Source organism: Nocardia citri (genome assembly GCF_054065835.1).
The window spans coordinates 608804-624726 of sequence record NZ_JBSUQM010000001.1; the positions used below are offsets into that span (position 1 = coordinate 608804).

Genomic DNA, 15923 nt, shown 5'->3' on the forward strand with positions numbered 1-15923 from the left:
ATGAATCTGCAACAATTCTGGTTTTTGCTGATCGGCGTGATGTTCACCGGCTACTTCGTACTGGAGGGTTTCGACTTCGGGGTCGGCATGCTGATGCCGATCCTGGGCAAGGGCAGCGATACCCGAAGGCGGGTGGTGCTCAATACGATCGGGCCGGTGTGGGACGGCAACGAGGTCTGGTTGATCACCGCGGGCGCTGCCATGTTCGCCGCCTTCCCGGAGTGGTACGCGAGCCTATTCTCCGGCTTCTACCTCGCGCTGCTGCTCGTGCTGGTTGCGCTGATCGTGCGGGTGTGCGCCATCGAATATCGCAGCAAGATCGACGATGCGCGGTGGCGGGCCTGGTGTGATGCCGCGATCGGCCTCGGTTCCTGGGTGCCGGCATTGGCGTGGGGCTGGGTTTTCGCGAATGTGGTGCGCGGGGTGCCGTTGAACGAGAGAAAGCAGGTCGGCGGTTCGGTGTGGGATCTGCTCGGGCCGTACGCATTGCTCGGTGGGCTCGCGACCGCACTGTTGTTCGCGCTGCACGGTGCGGTCTTCCTGGCGCTGAAGACCGGTGGCGAGGTGCGCGACGATGCGCTGCGGACGGTGCGCTTGCTGCTGGTGCCGACGGCGGTAGTGGTCGGTGTGTTCGGGGTGTGGACGCAGTTGGCCTACGGAACCGGATGGACCTGGATTCCGCTGGTGCTGGCCGTGCTCGGACTGCTCCTCGCGGGTGCGGCGAGTTTCGCCGACCGTGACGGGTGGGCATTCGTCGGGACGGCGGTCACCATCGCGGCGGCCACGGTGCTGCTGTTCGGATCGCTGTATCCGAATGTGCTGCCGTCCACCATCAGTGACCTGTTCAACCTGACCATCGACAATGCCTCCTCGACGCCGTACACGCTGAAGGTGATGAGCTGGGCGGCCGTGGTCGTCACGCCCGTGGTGCTGGGGTACCAGGGCTGGACGTATTGGGTCTTCCGCAAACGGATTACGGTCGAACAGATTCCGGCGCCGATCGGCCTGCCGTTGCAAGCCACCAAGGACTGATCATGGCTCGCCCGCCCGTCGACCCCCGGTTGTGGAAGTACGCGCGCTCGGCCCGGCGCTATCTGGTGCTGAGTGTGGCGCTGTCCGTGGTGATTACGGGGGCGATTGTGGTTACGGCGGTCGCGCTGGCGCAGGTGCTGGCCGGGGTTGTCACCGATCCCGGTCGGCGCGCACTCGGCGCGTGGACCTTCGAATTGGTCGTGCTTGCGGCCGCCATCGGCTCTCGGGTGCTCGCCACCTGGGTGCAGTCGCGGATCGGGCATCGGGCCGGGGCCGCGGTGGTCGCGGAACTGGAAACCGCGGTGCTTGCCGCCGGGGCTCAGCTGCCGCCCCGCGAACTCGAAAATCGGCGAACCGAACTCGCGGTTGTCGTGAGTACCGGGTTGACCGGGCTGCGGGCATATCTCACCGGATACCTGCCCGCGCTGCTGCTCGCGTGTCTCGTACCGCCGATCGTTTTGGTGGTCATCGGATTTCACGATCCGATCTCCGGTGTCATCGCGGTGGTGACGCTGCCATTGATTCCGGTGTTCATGGTGCTCATCGGTCTGCTCACGCAGGGACGTGCGGCGGCGACGCTCGCCGCGACCACTCGGCTGTCGGATCAATTGCTCGATCTTTTCGCCGGAATGCCGACATTGCGTGCGCTGGGGCGGGAAGGGAACGCCGGGCGGGCGGGTTCGATGGAGCATCGGGTGCGCGAGCTCGGAGATGCGTTGCGGCAGCGCACCATGCGGGCACTGCGGATCGCGTTCCTGTCGTCGATGGTGCTCGAGATGCTCGCCACGCTGAGCGTCGCATTGATCGCGGTGTCCATCGGTCTGCGGCTGGTGTACGGCGAGATGAGCCTCTATGCCGGGCTTGTCGCGTTGATTCTCGCGCCGGAGGTGTACCTGCCCTTGCGGATCGTGGGGGAGCGTTTCCATGCGGCACAGGACGGAATGGCGGCTGCGGACAAGGCTTTTGCTGTTCTCGAACCTCGGGTTCAGCTCGAATCGGGGGCCGCCGGTCGGGCTACAGTCGACACGGTGCGTGGCAGTGGAGATCACCTCGGCGTCATCGAGATATGTGATCTGTCGATACGTGCCCGGGATGGATTCGCGCCTGCCGGACTTACCGCGACGTTTCGGCCAGGACGGGTAACCGTATTGACCGGGCCGAACGGTAGCGGGAAATCGACCGCGCTGCAAGCGATTCTGGGTTTGATCACCCCTGAACTCGGCTCGGTGAAGGTCGACGGCACAGATGTTCGTGCGCTGGATCAAGACGCTTGGTGGTCCCGCGTCGCCTGGTTGCCCCAGCGACCGGTACTGGTCCCCGCCACGCTGCGCGAAAACCTCGAGCTGCTCGGCGCGCACACACCCGACACTATGACGAAGGGCGCCGCCCGAATAGTCGACGAACTCGACGCCGCCTGCATCGCAACCGGATTCGACACGGTCCTCGATGAACTCCCCGACGGCTGGAACACCGTCGTCGGCGCCGGCGGCATGGGTCTGTCCCTCGGCCAGCGCCAGCGCCTCGCCCTCACCAGAGTGCTCGCCGCCGACCGCCCCATCCTCCTGCTGGACGAACCGACCGCCCACCTCGACCCCGTCGCCGAAGCCACTGTCCTCACCGCCCTACAGCAACGAGCCCGCACCGGCGCCACCGTGATCCTGATCGCTCACCGCCCAACCGTCCTCGCCGCCGCCGACCAGGTAATCCCCATCCACTGCACCGCACCCCAGGCAGTCGCCCTATGAACAGCGCGGGAAACACTTCGGTGCGCAGGACAACGGCTCGCCGGGACATAGCGTCGCTCGACCAGCGAGCCGGAGATCAGCTGGGCCGTTTTGTCGATGGGGTCGTGCGATGAGTATCGGGATGCGTAGTCCGACAGCTGCTTCGGCTCGTCACGGGGGCCGCACGGTGCTGGTGGATCTGCGGCAGATGTGGGGCCTGCTCGAGTTGTCGCCGTGGCGGGTTGCGGTGGCGATCGGGTGGGGGGTGTCGGCGCTGGGCAGCGGGCTCGGGCTGGCGGCATTGGCGGCGTGGTTGATTGCGCGCGCCTGGGAGATGCCTCCGGTGCTCGATCTGAGCGTCGCTGTTGTCGCGGTACGGGCGCTGGGTATCTCCCGCGGGCTGTGTCGATATCTGGAACGCCTTGCCACCCATGATGTTGCGCTGCGCGCGATGACAACAGCTCGGACAACCGTATACCGGATGCTCGCGCACTCCGATGTCTGGGTGCGGCGGGATATGCGGGGCGGCGATTCGGACGGAGCAGCCGCAGCCGACGGCGTACCTGCCGACGCGTTCGACGGGTCGATTCACCGGCTCGGGCGTGACGGTGCGTCGGCAGGCTCGGCCCATGGTGCCGACGGCTTCAGTCCTCGGCGCGGCCGGGACCGCTCGATCGCCGAATCGGCGCGGGCCGTTGGCGCGGTGTTCAACGCGCCCGAACTCGACGCTGCCGACAACGACGGGACGCCGAAACCCGGGCTATCCGGTCGACATGGCGCAGTGACTGCGTTCGGCCAGGCAGAGACCTCGGACCGCGGCGCGCCGGTGGCGGTGATGGATTCGGCGGGTGCCGCGTCGTTGCGACGCGGGGATCTGCTGGTTCGAATCGGCAGCGATATCGACGACCTCGGTGCCGTTGTCGTGCGCGTATTCGTGCCGATCGCGGTCGCGATAGTGCTGTCGTCGTCGGCGATCGGACTCATGGCCACCATTTCGGTTGGTGCGGCGGCAATCCTGGCCGTATCGCTCGGCATTGCCGGAATCGTCGCGCCGTGGCTGTCGGGTCGGGCCGCTCGCGAGGCCGAGCGTGCGGTGCGCGCCGACCGGGCCGAATTCACTGCTGAAGCGCTCACCGTCCTCGACCACGCGGCCGAACTCCGCGTCGCGGGCAGGATGGATGCCGCGCTGGCGGCCGCCGACCGTGCCGGACAACGTGCGGTGGCCGCCGAGGATGCCGCGGCCGCGCGCAGCGCCTGGGCCGCCGCGGCAACGCCCCTGTCGATCGGCGCCAGCGTCCTCGGTGCTCTCCTGATCGGCATCACCATCTACGGTGCCGATCAGCCCGCGATGACCCCCATGGCCCTCACCATCCTCGTCCTGCTGCCACTGTCCGCGTTCGAAGCAGTCGGCCCACTCCCCGCCGCCGCCCAGGCTCTGACCACCGCCCGCGCCGCCCTCCACCGCCTACCCCGGCTCGAAACCACGCGACAGCGGTCCGGCCGTCCGATCGCCGACGGCACCACTGACCACCGCAGCGACCCAGGCACCGATGGCGCGCGAAAGCTATTGTCGGGCAACTTTCCTGAGCGTCCCGCGGGCAGCCGTGTTGCCGTTGTCGGGCCGAGCGGTGCGGGTAAGACCACACTGCTCATGGCGTGGGCGGGGCTGTTCGATACACCCGTGGCCGGCGTGACGTTCTTTGCCGAGGATGCGCATATCTTCGGCACCTCGGTGCTCGAGAACTTGCGTGTCGCGCGTGGAGATCTCACTGTCGAAGAGGCCGAGAAGGCGCTGTGCGCAGTAGGTCTCGGGGATTGGCTGGAATCGCTGCCGGATGGTGTGCACACGGATCTGGTCGGGGGTGCGGCCGCGGTTTCGGGTGGGCAGCGGCGGCGGATTCTCCTCGCCCGCGCGCTCATTTCGCCCGCGCGGGTGCTGCTGCTCGATGAGCCGACCGAACATCTCGAGGCCCAGGCGGGCGCCCAGATGCTGCGCGAGCTACTCGATATCGACAGCGGCCTGGTCGAACCCGACCGAATTGTGGTAGTCGTCACACATCATCTGCCATCCAACCACCGCGCCGAAGTGGTGCTGCACATCGCTGCGTCAGGCCAGATCACGACCGTTTTCGAAGCGGACGAGCGCAGCGGCGCAGCGCCCCGCGAAATTCCGTTGCCGACCCGCTGACCGCTGACTAGATTCGTTTGTACACAAGGAAGGAGGTGGTTCGAAGAATGTATGTTCATAGGACTTGTGAGGTGGCTGTCCGCTAGCGCCACCGCTGCAACGGATTCCGTTCGCGCGAGCGCTGAGCGAATTCCAGGCAGCCACCCGGCCCCCGAGCTCCCGGTCTAGTCCGACCGGGACCCATGCAGGTTTCACCGCCAGCTGGGTATGGCTCGGGGGCCGTTCCTTTTCGGGGCATAATGGGCAAAGCGGTAGAGTCCGGCGACCGGTTCGATACGAGGGGTAGCCAATGCCATCGGAGGGACTCGCAGCAGTGGTCGGTCGCCGTATCAGGGCGATTCGCCGCATGTTCTATGTACGCGGCACCGACGTCGACCGCACCGAAGGCCCCATCGAATTGACCTTCGACGACGGCTCGGTGCTACTACTCGACGCCGGAACCGACGGCGAGGAGCTCCGCGTCGGATCAACACCATGGCGCGACCCCTTCGCCGGCCTCACCGAACCCGAATACATCGACTACATACTCGAATCCGGCAAGTACACCGCATTCGACGTCGGAGCCGAACCCCCATACGCCCAGTTGCTCGGTTGGCGAATAGCCGCCGTCTCCGAATCCCGCCTGTACGACGACCGCCTGCGCGGCGCCACCTTCGAAGTGAACGGCTCGAAACTCGCCGTCGAAACCCTCGCCGACGAACTCCTCGTCAACTGGCACCCGTACTGAATCGTGGGCGCCCCGTTTCCGGTGAAGTTCGACTCCGATGGACGCTACGCTGGGGCAATGACCGTTGAGCCGTTGCCTGACTGGGTGATCCCACCTGCTGGTGGATTCACTGTCGAGGACTTCTTGGCGCTACGCGGCCTTCCTAAGCACACCGAGTTGATCGATGGGGGTCTGGTCTTCGTGAGTCCGCAGGAGAGATGGCACAGCCGGGCCGTGTCGATTCTCTGGCGGGACCTCGATCAACAGACGCCGCCTGATCTGTACGCCGACCGTGAGATGGCCGTCAAACTTGGACCGCGTCAGCTGCCGGAGCCAGATGTTCTGGTGGTCAGCATGGCGGCGATTCGCCGAGCGGATCATCCATCCACCTACTACTTCGCCGAGGATGTTGTTCTCGCGGTCGAGGCGGTGTCCCCGGATTCTGAAGAGCGTGACCGGGAGACCAAGCCGACCAAATATGCGAGAGCGGGAATCCCGAACTACTGGCGGGTCGAGCGTCGCAACGATGAAGCTGTCGTCTACGCCTACGAACTCGACCCGGCTACCAGTTCTTACGGCTTGGTCGGCATATTCCACGACCGCCTGAAAATCAGCGTCCCATTCCCGATCGACATCGACCTGACATCGATCGGGCGGCCGCGCGGCTAACCGATGTAGCGCTGCAAACGGGCGGACAGCCGGGGTTCGAGGGGGCCGTCGGCTACGACGCGCTCCTCGACGTAGGCCAGGTCACCGCCTTCGACGATGCCGTACAGGCGTTTGGCGCCGCCGACGACGATGCCGGATTGGCTGCGGATGACGACATCGGTGGCCAATTCCCAGGAGGATTGGGTCAGGGCGGTGCCGTAGAAGAGTTCGACGATGCCGGTGCTGTGGGTCAGCAGCAGTTCGATGACCTCGTCATCGCCGTCGATGCCGACCCGCCAGAAGCCGCTCTCGCGCAGGTCGGGGCCGCCGTAGCAGCCATCGGATTCGATGACCCAGGAACGGGAGTCCCAGGCCAGATAGTCGCCACCGTCGTGGGAGACGATGATCTGCTGGCCGAACCGGTAATCACCGCGATCGGGATCGTTGCCCTCACCCTCACCGCGCCACACCCCCACCATCGGCAGCAGCGCCAGCATCGACGAACTCAGATCGGGACCGAGCCGCAGATTCGCGGTGTCCTCCGGCAGCGGCAGATCCGGTAGCACTGGAATATTGCGCACACCAGTAGATTTCGCCCGTTCGGCCGCCTCGGCCACGGCCTCGTCGCCACTGCGGCGCGGGGCCACCTCGGCCGAGCCGTTGCCGTTAAGTTGTTCACTCGCTCGCTCGGCCGGGGTGGAACCTTCGCTCGCGAGTTCACTCATGATTCGGTGAACAACCGGTAGAAGACGTACAGGCCGAACCAGCCGATGAGAACGGCCACGGCCACCAGCAGAATCTCGAAGAAGAGGACCACATTTGGAGTCTAACGACTCGTGTCCCGCCCAGCACAACGGCCCCATGGCTTCCCAGCTGTCGGGAAGCCATGGGGCCGTCGGTGGAACTGCTTACTTGGCGACCGCCACATCCACGGCGTGGATGCCCGTGCCCTCCGGGCGAACCTCGGCCGAGCCATTGCCCGAGGAGGACAACGCCCGCACGGTCCACGCGCCCGGTGCCGCGAAGAAGCGGAAATCGCCGGTGCCCGAGGCCACGACCTCCGCGGTGAAGTCACCGTTGCCGTCGAGCAGGCGCACGAACGCGCCGCCGACCGGCTGACCGTCCGAGCTCAGCACGCGGCCGGTGATAACGGTTTCCTTCTCGACATCGACTCCGGCCGGAATGGCCTGGCCCTGGGTAGGTGCTGCGCACATGTGATTACTCTCCCAACTCGATCGGTGCACCGACGAGCGAGCCGTATTCGGTCCAGCTGCCGTCGTAGTTCTTGACATTCTGGTGGCCCAGCAGCTCCTGCAGCACGAACCAGGTGTGCGAGGAACGCTCACCGATGCGGCAATAGGCGATGGTGTCCTTGGTTCCGTCCAGTCCGGCCGCACCGTAGATCTCGGCCAGTTCGGCATCGGACTTGAAGGTGCCGTCCTCGTTCGCGGCCTTGCTCCACGGCACGTTGATGGCCCCGGGGATGTGGCCGGGGCGCTGGCTCTGCTCCTGCGGCAGGTGCGCGGGAGCCAGGATCTTGCCGGAGAACTCGTCAGGGGAGCGCACGTCGACCAGGTTCTTGGCGCCGATGGCGGCGATGACCTCGTCACGGAACGCGCGGATGGACAGGTCGGGGGCGGCGGCCTTGTACTGGGTGGCCGGGCGGTTCACAGCGTCGCGGGACAGCGGGCGACCGTCGAGCTCCCACTTCTTGCGGCCGCCGTCGAGCAGCTTGACGTTGTTGTGGCCGTACAGCTTGAAGTACCAGTAGGCGTAGGCGGCGAACCAGTTGTTGTTGCCGCCGTAGAGCACGACCTCGTCGTCGTTGGCGATGCCGCGTGCCGAGAGCAGATCGGAGAACTGCTCCTGGTTCACGAAGTCACGACGAACCTGATCCTGCAGGTCCTTCTTCCAGTCGAGCCGAACGGCACCCTCGATGTGGCCGCCGTCGTAGGCGGAGGTGTCCTCATCGACCTCGACGAAGACGATGCCGGGGGCGTTGAGGTTCTCTTCGGCCCAGTCAACGGAGACCAGGACATCGGAGCGGGCCATGTTGTTCCTTTCGGGGTGGTGACTTGCAGGGTCAGTTCGCCGGGGACGGGTTCCGGCGGAGTCGGGCGACCAGCGGATAGATCTGGCAACCCAGGCAGATCCCGAACGCCGCGTTCAAGAACGCCGCGAACAGGGCGAAGCCGGCGAACACCGCGCCGACGACGGTGGAGCCGACCAGGAAACCCAGCAGGCTGGCGGCACTGAAGACCAGGCCGAGTAGTTGGGCGAACCGCAGCGGGGCGACGGGTTCGGTTTCGAGGGTCGGACCCCTGCGCGGCGCGACGAACGCGGCGAAGATCCGGCCGTAGGGATGTCGCCGCGGCCCGTAGGCCGCGCCGATCGCGAAGACCACCGCCTGCGCGGCGATGAGCACCGCGGCGACCGGTGTCGAAACAGCGGCGGCGAGCAGGACGAGAATGAGGACGCCGGTGGTGACCCACGCGGCGAAGCGTGGCCCGCGCACGTCGACTCGAGTGGGATTTGCGGCGCTCCCTGCCCCTGCGTGGTTACGCAAACTGCCGCCGCTGGGGCTGAGGAAACGCCGCAGGGCGGGAATTCCGGTCTCAGCCAAAGTATTTCGTAAATCTGTGGACATTGTGCATACTCCTGCGCTGAATTTCGCTTTTGGCGGGAAAATTGCCAGTTCGCCGGGGGATCAAGAGATCACTCGCACGACGGACGCAGGTCGGCATCGGAATTGAGACGGAGCCGACCGCTCAGCCACACAGGCAGCAACAACCGCCGAGGCGACACAGATCAACTGTGCGGCGTCGGGTGAGCATCAGCTCGTGGTTGGATTGCACGCAGAGCAGTTTACCTGGTTCTGCCGGAGAATTGGACCCGGGGTTCGTCGCAGTTGCTATCAACCCTTGTCACGCCCCGTTTTCCGCCGTTAGTGAAGTGTCTAGCCCACTGTCAGCGGCTCGAGTGCGGTGCGCAGGTCCGCGGATTTGGGGACGCCGGAGATCCGAAATCGTTCCCGCCCTTCGATGTCGAAGACGAAGGTGGTCGGCAACGAGAGCACATTGAGTTCCTTGGCCAGCGCGGGTTCGGCATCGATATCGACCTCGATATCGAGCGGCGGGCGCGGCGATCCGGACAATTCCTCGGTCACCCCGGCGACCACGCGGCGCACCGCGACACACGGCCCGCACCAGTCGGCGGAGAAATGCAGCACCGCAGGGCCCGAGTTGTCGGCACCGATCGACGCGAGCAGATCGGTACGCGCCGACTCGAGCGGTGCCTCGGTGCCGCTCGCGCGCAGCGTGCCGTTGCGGCGCTGCAGCATGATGCCGACCGCCACCGCGGCGATGAGCACCACCAGCAGAATTGTGATTTCAATCATGGTCGCCGCAATCTATCCAGGTCGATGATCACGTTCTCGGCCTTGGCCTCGATGACGATCTGTCCGCCCTGTGCGGACACCTTGGTCGGCCGCAGTCCGAACGGCAGTTCGTTCGTATCGATGGTCCGGGTGAACTGCTCGAGCACCTTGGGGCGGTCGGCATCGGTGACGACCGCGGTCGTCGTGGCATCACCCGTACCACGGTAGATGCTGGTCGCGACGATCTTCACCTGATCACCGTCGACCGTGAGGTCAGCGGTCACACTCACATTGTCACCGCCGAGCGGCGCGCCCGGCTTGCTCGGCGTCTTGCCCGGCATGGTTCCGGTGAGCAGGAGTTGCCCGCCGGTGGTCATTCCGGATCCACCCGAACCGCCGGTTCCGTCGGATTTGTCGCCGGGTGCCGAATGTACTTGCAGGTCTGGAATTTTGAACAGCCTGCCGAGTTCGGTCGGCTCGAGCCGCATCTGTCCCTCCACCCGATCCACCGGGATCGCGCGCACATTCCCGTCGGTGAGATCGCCCATGGACAGGTGCGCTCCGGTCAGCGTCGCGCCGACCGAAATCTCGCCAGGAATATCGGGGCGCATGATGCGCGCGCGGATATCGACGGTCTGGTATCGACCGTCGAGCGCCTGGGTGAAGAACGGGAAGCCATAGATGACCACGTCGGGATCCGCGGTGAGGTCGGCGCCGACACGCAGGGCACGCGATACGCGGTACTCGGAGTAGGCGGCGGCGCCGAAATCGATGATTACCGCCAGTGCCGCGAGGCACAGCAGCCCGATGATCAGCTTGCGCATGCGGGCCACACTACTTGGCGGTGCGTTTCGGGTATCGAATGTCTCGGTAGAGGTGTCACACTAACCCCGGATGGCGAGGTCATCGGTGTTCACGCGCTAATCTTGCATCCGATTACCTGTGATCAGCGACGTGGCCCCGGCGGTGTGGCTGTTGTCCGGAGCTACGAGATGGGAGGAGGGCTTGTGGAGCTGCTCCTGCTGACCTCCGACCCCAACCCAGAGTCGGTCCTGCCCGCGCTGTCGCTGCTGGCGCACAATGTGCGCCCGGCACCGACCGAGGTGGCGTCCCTGCTCGAGGCGGGCACCGCGGATGTCGCGCTGGTCGACGCACGCACCGACCTGGCCGCGGCCCGCGGCCTGTGCCGACTGCTCGGCAGCACCGGCTCATCGGTGCCGGTGGTCGCCGTGCTGACCGAGGGCGGACTGGTCGCCGTCAATGCCGACTGGGGCTTGGACGACATTCTGCTGCCCGGTACCGGACCGGCCGAACTGGATGCCCGGCTGCGCCTGCTGGTCGGCCGCAACGGAGGTGTCGCGAGCCCGGAGAACACCGGCAAGATCACCCTCGGCGAATTGGTGATCGACGAGGGCACCTATACCGCCCGGCTGCGCGGTCGCCCGCTGGATCTGACCTATAAGGAATTCGAACTCCTCAAATACCTCGCACAGCACGCGGGCCGGGTCTTCACCCGGGCGCAGCTGCTGCAGGAGGTCTGGGGTTATGACTTCTTCGGTGGCACCCGCACGGTCGACGTGCACGTGCGACGGCTGCGCGCCAAACTGGGCAGCGAATACGAATCGCTGATCGGCACCGTCCGCAATGTCGGCTACAAGGCTGTCCGCCCCACGCGTACCGCCGCCAAGGGCGAACACGTCGCCTTCCCCGACGACGAATCCGCCGAGGGCGCCGACGACTCCCCATCCGTCACCGTCAACGGTTCCGTCCCATAGTCGACCAAGATCAAGTGGAATATTCGGCGGCATTCGTCGAGAAGCCCCGCCACCGGTTCCACCTGATCTCGATCGGCTGGAATGGCGCGCGGGGTTCGCGCGTTCGTCGCGGTGACAAGTTCGACGAGGGAGACGCTTATGGGTGAGACGACGCTGCGATGGAGCGCGGGGGTCGATGCCGAAGCGGCGCGGGCGGTGCGCGCGCTGCTGGAGCGGGCGAGTGCCGAGGACGGTGTCGCGCCGGTCTCCGAACAGGCCGTACTTTCGCTGACCGCGGCCGATTCCGCGGCCGAACATCTGCTGGCGCTGCGTGACGGAGTTGTCGCCGGTTACGCGAATCTCGTTCCCGCACATGGCGAACACCCCGCGATGGCGGAGGTCGCCGTCGATCCCGCTGCTCGTGGCCATGGCATCGGCGTGGAATTGGTCTCGGCCGCGCTGGCGAAGGGCGGATCGGGTGCGCGGGTGTGGGCGCACGGAAATCGGCCTGCCGCCGCGGCTCTCGCGACCCGGCTCGGACTGGGAATCGCACGCGAGCTGTGGCAGATGCGGCGGTCTCTGGCAACACCAAAGCTACCTGATGTGGCGATTCCGGATGGTATGGCGCTGCGGACCTACGATGGGCCCGCGGATGATGCCGAACTGTTGCGTGTCAATAACGCGGCCTTCGCCTGGCATCCGGAACAGGGCGGCTGGACTCCGCGCGATATCGCCGTCCGGCGCGAGGAGTCCTGGTTCGACCCGAAGGGGCTGTTCATCGCGGTGGATCCGGCCGATCCGGACCAACTCCTCGGGTTCCATTGGACCAAGGTGCATTACGAGGAGAACCCGCCGGTCGGCGAGGTCTATGTGGTCGGCGTCGATCCGGCCGCGCAGGGCCGGGGACTCGGCCGCCTGCTCACCCTCGCGGGCCTGCGCTACCTGCGTGAACGTGAGCTGTCGGAGGTGCTGCTCTATACCGAGGCCGACAACACCGCAGCTGTGCGCACCTACACGGGACTCGGCTTCGGCCCGGCGCATATCGATGTCGCGTACTCGGCCGGTGACTGAATAACAGGCGGACCGCTGGGGCTACTCGAGTAACACCGGGGCAAATGGCACACATAACGGCCGCAATCGCGCCGGGCTGTTCACCCGCCGTTTACCCAGCCTGGTCCAAATGTCAACCGAACGACCTTACGTTACTTAAGGGCGGCACGGTTGCCGCCTGGTGCGCGAGTTCCCCGCGAACGGCACCACGAAACCCGCCCGGGCCGGTGAGGGACCGGGCGTGTCGAACGCGATTCCCCGGAGGAATAAGTGAACTTCAAGCGCAGCAGCGCCCTTATCGGTGTGCTGGCCGCCGTCGCCATGCCCCTGGCCGCTTGTGGCAGTGACGACAACGCCTCGACCGGCGGCGATTCCACCGCCAAGGTCGATGTCGCCTGTGGCGGCAAGAAGGCCATCAAGGCCAGTGGTTCCTCGGCCCAGAAGAACGCCATGGACCGCTTCGTCGCCGCCTACGAGGCCAACTGCAGCGGCTCCACGCTGAACTACACCTCCAGCGGCTCTGGTGCGGGTGTCAACGAATTCCTCGGCGGCCAGACCGATTTCGCCGGTTCCGACTCGCCGCTGAGCGCCTCGAAGGGTGAGCCGGCCAAGGCGCAGGAGCGCTGCGGTTCCCCGGCCTGGAACCTGCCGACCGTATTCGGCCCGATCGCCATCACCTACAACATCGACGGTGTGTCCGATCTGGTGCTCGACGGCCCGACCGCCGCCAAGGTGTTCAACGGCACCATCGCCACCTGGGATGCGCCCGAGATCAAGGCGCTGAACCCGGCCGCCAAGCTGCCCTCGGACAAGATCTCGGTGATCTTCCGCAGCGATGAGTCGGGCACCACCGACAACTTCCAGCTCTACCTGGACGCCGCCTCCGACGGCGCGTGGGGCAAGGGCGCGGGCAAGACCTTCAACGGCGGTGTCGGTGAGGGTGCCAAGGGCAACGAGGGCACCTCGGCCGCCATCAAGAGCACCAAGAACTCGATCACCTACAACGAGTGGTCCTTCGCCAAGGCGCAGAACCTGCCCATCGCGCAGGTCGTCACCTCGGCCTCCAAGGACCCGGTCAAGCTGACCCCGGAGTCCGCGGCCAAGGCCGTCGACAGTGTGAAGATCAAGGGCGAGGGCAACGACCTGGTGCTCGACACCTCGTCGTTCTACAAGCCGACCGCGGCCGGTGCCTACCCGATCATCCTGTCGACCTACGAGATCGTCTGCTCGAAGTACGCCGACGCCGATACGGCCAAGGCGGTCAAGGCCTTCCTGACCTCGGCCGTCAACAACGGCCAGAAGGGTCTGGACACCGCGGGTTACGTCGCGATCCCGGATAAGTTCAAGACCAAGCTGACCACCGCGATCAACGCCATCAACTGATAGCCGCCACACCATGACCGTGCACCCTGAGGTGTCCGCCGCGGACCAGTCGGACTCGACTGGTCCGTTGGCGGCTGGAGATACTGCCCTTATGTCGAGTGAACCGAGCACCGAACCGGACTCGCCGAAAGGTCCGGCCGCAATATCGGCCAGGAAAGGCCACAACCAAGGGGCCGAGGTCGTCTTCCGGTCGCTTGCCACCGCATCGGGTGCCACGGTCGTGGCGGCCATCGCACTGATTGCCCTATTCCTCTTTGTTCGAGCGTGGCCCTCGATCATGGCGAATGAGGCGAACTTCTTCACCAGCAGCGAGTTCAGCACCACCAATGCCGACCACCTACGGTTCGGCATCCGGGACCTGCTCATGGTCACGGTGCTGAGTTCGATGCTGGCGCTGCTCATCGCGGTGCCCATCGGTGTGGGCATCGCGCTGTTCCTGACCCACTATTCGCCGAAGCCGATGGCGCGTCCGTTTGCGATGCTGGTGGATCTGCTGGCAGCGGTGCCGTCGATCGTCTTCGGTCTGTGGGGCTTTCTGGTGCTCGCGCCGAAGCTCGAACCGGTCGAGACGTTTCTCAACGAAAAGCTCGGCTGGTTCTTCCTTTTCGCCGACGGCAATGTGTCGATCTCCGGTGGCGGCACCGTCTTCACCGCGGGCGTGGTGCTCGCGGTGATGATCCTGCCGATCATCACCTCGGTCTCGCGTGAGGTCTTCAATCTGACGCCCGTCTCGCATATCGAGGCCGCACAGGCGCTCGGCGCGACCAAATGGGAAATGGTGCGGATGACAGTGCTGCCCTACGGCCGCAGCGGTGTGATCGCCGGATCCATGCTCGGCCTCGGCCGTGCGCTCGGTGAGACGATCGCGGTGTTGGTCATCCTGCGCACCTCGGCTAAGGCCGGACACTGGTCGCTGTTCGACGGCGGCTACACCTTCGCCTCCAAAATCGCCGCCGCTGCTTCGGAATTCAGTCAGCCACTGCCGACCGGCGCCTACATCGCCGCCGGCTTCGTGTTGTTCGCACTGACCTTCATCGTCAATGCGCTGGCGCGGCTCGTATCCGGTGGAAGGGTGAACGGGTAATGACCACCACGACGACTCTTGACAAGCCGGTCAAGGCGCCTACCTTCCGGCATGTCAGCCCGGCCCGCCGGGTCAAGAACAATATCGCCACCGCGGTGGTCTGGCTCTGCTTCGCGATCGCACTCGTGCCGCTGATCTGGGTGCTGATCATGGTGGTGTCGAAGGGCATCGACTCGGTCGTCTCGCTGGACTGGTGGGAGAAATCGCAGAAGGGCGTCCTGCCGGACCAGACCGGTGGCGGCGTGTACCACGCGATTTACGGCACCGTCGTGCAGACTCTCGTCGCCGCGATCATCGCGGTGCCGCTCGGCATCATGGCCGCGGTGTACCTGGTCGAATACGGCCGTGGCGTGCTGGCCAGGGTGACCACCTTCATGGTGGACATCCTCGCGGGTGTGCCGTCCATCGTCGCGGCGCTGTTCATCTTCGCGCTGTGGATCGCGACATTCGGCTTCCCGCAAAGCTCTTTCGCGGTATCGCTGGCATTGGTGCTGCTGATGCTGCCAGTGGTCATCCGCAGCACCGAGGAAATGCTGAAGCTGGTCCCCGACGAGTTACGCGAGGCCTCCTACGCACTCGGAATTCCCAAGTGGAAGACGATCGTTCGGATCGTCGTGCCGACCGCGGCACCCGGCATGATCAGCGGCATCCTGCTCTCGCTGGCCCGCGTCATGGGTGAGACCGCACCGGTGCTGGTGCTGGTCGGTTACAGCAAGTCGATCAACACCAATCTCTTCGACGGCAATATGGCCTCGCTGCCGCTGTTGATCTACCAAGAGTTGGCGAATCCGGAGCCTGCGGGCCGGGCGCGGGTGTGGGGTGCGGCGTTGACGCTGATCCTGCTGATCGCCCTGCTGTACGCGGCGGCCGCGGTCGTCAACAGGCTGCTCACGCGGAACCGGTGACCCGCACGAGCGGGCAAGGACCGGAGGAGGCAGCGTGCGTAACCACGTAGGGCCCCCGCTCATGCATACTCAA

16 protein-coding genes are annotated in these 15923 nt (G+C 65.7%); 10 read left to right on the forward strand and 6 right to left on the reverse strand.

Annotation, left to right across the window (positions count from 1 at the left end):
- The 5 genes from cydB to ACW2Q0_RS02925 all read left to right on the forward strand — a co-directional run bounded on the left by cydB (position 1) and on the right by ACW2Q0_RS02925 (position 6319).
- Entirely contained in the window at positions 1-1032 is a 1032-nt protein-coding gene (gene cydB / locus ACW2Q0_RS02905; protein ID WP_457185743.1) for a cytochrome d ubiquinol oxidase subunit II, read from the forward strand.
- Positions 1033-1034: 2 nt separating this feature from the next.
- Positions 1035-2777 (forward strand): thiol reductant ABC exporter subunit CydD, encoded by a 1743-nt coding sequence (gene cydD / locus ACW2Q0_RS02910; protein WP_457185745.1) that lies wholly within the window; start codon positions 1035-1037, stop codon positions 2775-2777.
- Between the two features lie 187 nt (positions 2778-2964).
- The gene (gene cydC / locus ACW2Q0_RS02915) at positions 2965-4944 is read left to right on the forward strand and encodes a thiol reductant ABC exporter subunit CydC (RefSeq protein WP_457186114.1); all 1980 of its coding nucleotides are present in this window, start codon (positions 2965-2967) and stop codon (positions 4942-4944) included.
- 289 nt (positions 4945-5233) lie between these two features.
- On the forward strand, positions 5234-5671 hold the full coding sequence (locus ACW2Q0_RS02920; protein WP_457185746.1) for a hypothetical protein: 438 nt from the start codon (positions 5234-5236) through the stop codon (positions 5669-5671).
- Between the two features lie 57 nt (positions 5672-5728).
- Complete coding sequence (locus ACW2Q0_RS02925; RefSeq protein WP_457185748.1) at positions 5729-6319, forward strand: Uma2 family endonuclease; 591 nt, start codon at positions 5729-5731, stop codon at positions 6317-6319.
- Here the strand turns inward: ACW2Q0_RS02925 and ACW2Q0_RS02930 are convergent.
- From ACW2Q0_RS02930 to ACW2Q0_RS02955, 6 genes are all read right to left on the reverse strand, one after another.
- Entirely contained in the window at positions 6316-7023 is a 708-nt protein-coding gene (locus tag ACW2Q0_RS02930; RefSeq protein ID WP_457185750.1) for an FABP family protein, read from the reverse strand. The genes ACW2Q0_RS02925 and ACW2Q0_RS02930 overlap by 4 nt on opposite strands.
- 183 nt (positions 7024-7206) lie before the next feature.
- Positions 7207-7512 (reverse strand): DUF1416 domain-containing protein, encoded by a 306-nt coding sequence (locus ACW2Q0_RS02935; protein WP_457185751.1) that lies wholly within the window; start codon positions 7510-7512, stop codon positions 7207-7209.
- 4 nt (positions 7513-7516) lie between these two features.
- On the reverse strand, positions 7517-8350 hold the full coding sequence (locus tag ACW2Q0_RS02940) for a sulfurtransferase (protein WP_457185753.1): 834 nt from the start codon (positions 8348-8350) through the stop codon (positions 7517-7519).
- Between the two features lie 31 nt (positions 8351-8381).
- A complete protein-coding gene (locus ACW2Q0_RS02945; RefSeq protein ID WP_457186116.1) occupies positions 8382-8864 on the reverse strand; it encodes a DUF4395 domain-containing protein in 483 nt (160 codons plus the stop codon).
- Between the two features lie 390 nt (positions 8865-9254).
- Positions 9255-9695 carry a thioredoxin family protein gene (locus ACW2Q0_RS02950; RefSeq protein WP_457185755.1) on the reverse strand — a complete coding sequence of 147 codons (441 nt, stop codon included), beginning with the start codon at positions 9693-9695 and terminating at the stop codon, positions 9255-9257.
- The gene (locus ACW2Q0_RS02955; protein ID WP_457185757.1) at positions 9692-10498 is read right to left on the reverse strand and encodes an LmeA family phospholipid-binding protein; all 807 of its coding nucleotides are present in this window, start codon (positions 10496-10498) and stop codon (positions 9692-9694) included. The genes ACW2Q0_RS02950 and ACW2Q0_RS02955 overlap by 4 nt, the downstream gene beginning before the upstream one ends.
- Positions 10499-10681: 183 nt before the next feature.
- Between ACW2Q0_RS02955 and ACW2Q0_RS02960 the strand changes: the two genes are divergently transcribed.
- From ACW2Q0_RS02960 to pstA, 5 genes are all read left to right on the forward strand, one after another.
- Positions 10682-11449: a winged helix-turn-helix transcriptional regulator gene (locus tag ACW2Q0_RS02960; protein WP_457185759.1), complete on the forward strand. Its 768-nt coding sequence runs from the start codon at positions 10682-10684 to the stop codon at positions 11447-11449.
- A 138-nt stretch (positions 11450-11587) separates the two neighbouring features.
- Positions 11588-12499 (forward strand): mycothiol synthase, encoded by a 912-nt coding sequence (mshD, locus tag ACW2Q0_RS02965; RefSeq protein WP_457185762.1) that lies wholly within the window; start codon positions 11588-11590, stop codon positions 12497-12499.
- Positions 12500-12748: 249 nt separating this feature from the next.
- A complete protein-coding gene (gene pstS / locus ACW2Q0_RS02970; protein ID WP_457185763.1) occupies positions 12749-13861 on the forward strand; it encodes a phosphate ABC transporter substrate-binding protein PstS in 1113 nt (370 codons plus the stop codon).
- A gap of 91 nt (positions 13862-13952) precedes the next feature.
- Positions 13953-14945, forward strand: coding sequence for a phosphate ABC transporter permease subunit PstC (pstC, locus tag ACW2Q0_RS02975; RefSeq protein WP_457185765.1), 993 nt, complete (start codon positions 13953-13955; stop codon positions 14943-14945).
- Complete coding sequence (pstA, locus tag ACW2Q0_RS02980) at positions 14945-15850, forward strand: phosphate ABC transporter permease PstA (protein ID WP_457185767.1); 906 nt, start codon at positions 14945-14947, stop codon at positions 15848-15850. Before pstC ends, pstA begins: the two co-directional genes overlap by 1 nt.
- Positions 15851-15923: the final 73 nt, after the last annotated feature.

Excerpts from the sequence above, each read along its gene's own strand:
- cydB (WP_457185743.1), top strand. The coding sequence starts at position 1 with ATGAATCTGCAACAATTCTGGTTTTTGCTGATCGGCGTGATGTTCACC.
- cydD (WP_457185745.1), top strand. The coding sequence starts at position 1,035 with ATGGCTCGCCCGCCCGTCGACCCCCGGTTGTGGAAGTACGCGCGCTCG.
- cydC (WP_457186114.1), top strand. The coding sequence starts at position 2,965 with ATGTGGGGCCTGCTCGAGTTGTCGCCGTGGCGGGTTGCGGTGGCGATC.
- ACW2Q0_RS02920 (WP_457185746.1), top strand. The coding sequence starts at position 5,234 with ATGCCATCGGAGGGACTCGCAGCAGTGGTCGGTCGCCGTATCAGGGCG.
- ACW2Q0_RS02925 (WP_457185748.1), top strand. The coding sequence starts at position 5,729 with ATGACCGTTGAGCCGTTGCCTGACTGGGTGATCCCACCTGCTGGTGGA.
- ACW2Q0_RS02930 (WP_457185750.1), bottom strand. The coding sequence starts at position 7,023 with ATGAGTGAACTCGCGAGCGAAGGTTCCACCCCGGCCGAGCGAGCGAGT.
- ACW2Q0_RS02935 (WP_457185751.1), bottom strand. The coding sequence starts at position 7,512 with ATGTGCGCAGCACCTACCCAGGGCCAGGCCATTCCGGCCGGAGTCGAT.
- ACW2Q0_RS02940 (WP_457185753.1), bottom strand. The coding sequence starts at position 8,350 with ATGGCCCGCTCCGATGTCCTGGTCTCCGTTGACTGGGCCGAAGAGAAC.
- ACW2Q0_RS02950 (WP_457185755.1), bottom strand. The coding sequence starts at position 9,695 with ATGATTGAAATCACAATTCTGCTGGTGGTGCTCATCGCCGCGGTGGCG.
- ACW2Q0_RS02955 (WP_457185757.1), bottom strand. The coding sequence starts at position 10,498 with ATGCGCAAGCTGATCATCGGGCTGCTGTGCCTCGCGGCACTGGCGGTA.
- mshD (WP_457185762.1), top strand. The coding sequence starts at position 11,588 with ATGGGTGAGACGACGCTGCGATGGAGCGCGGGGGTCGATGCCGAAGCG.
- pstC (WP_457185765.1), top strand. The coding sequence starts at position 13,953 with ATGTCGAGTGAACCGAGCACCGAACCGGACTCGCCGAAAGGTCCGGCC.
- pstA (WP_457185767.1), top strand. The coding sequence starts at position 14,945 with ATGACCACCACGACGACTCTTGACAAGCCGGTCAAGGCGCCTACCTTC.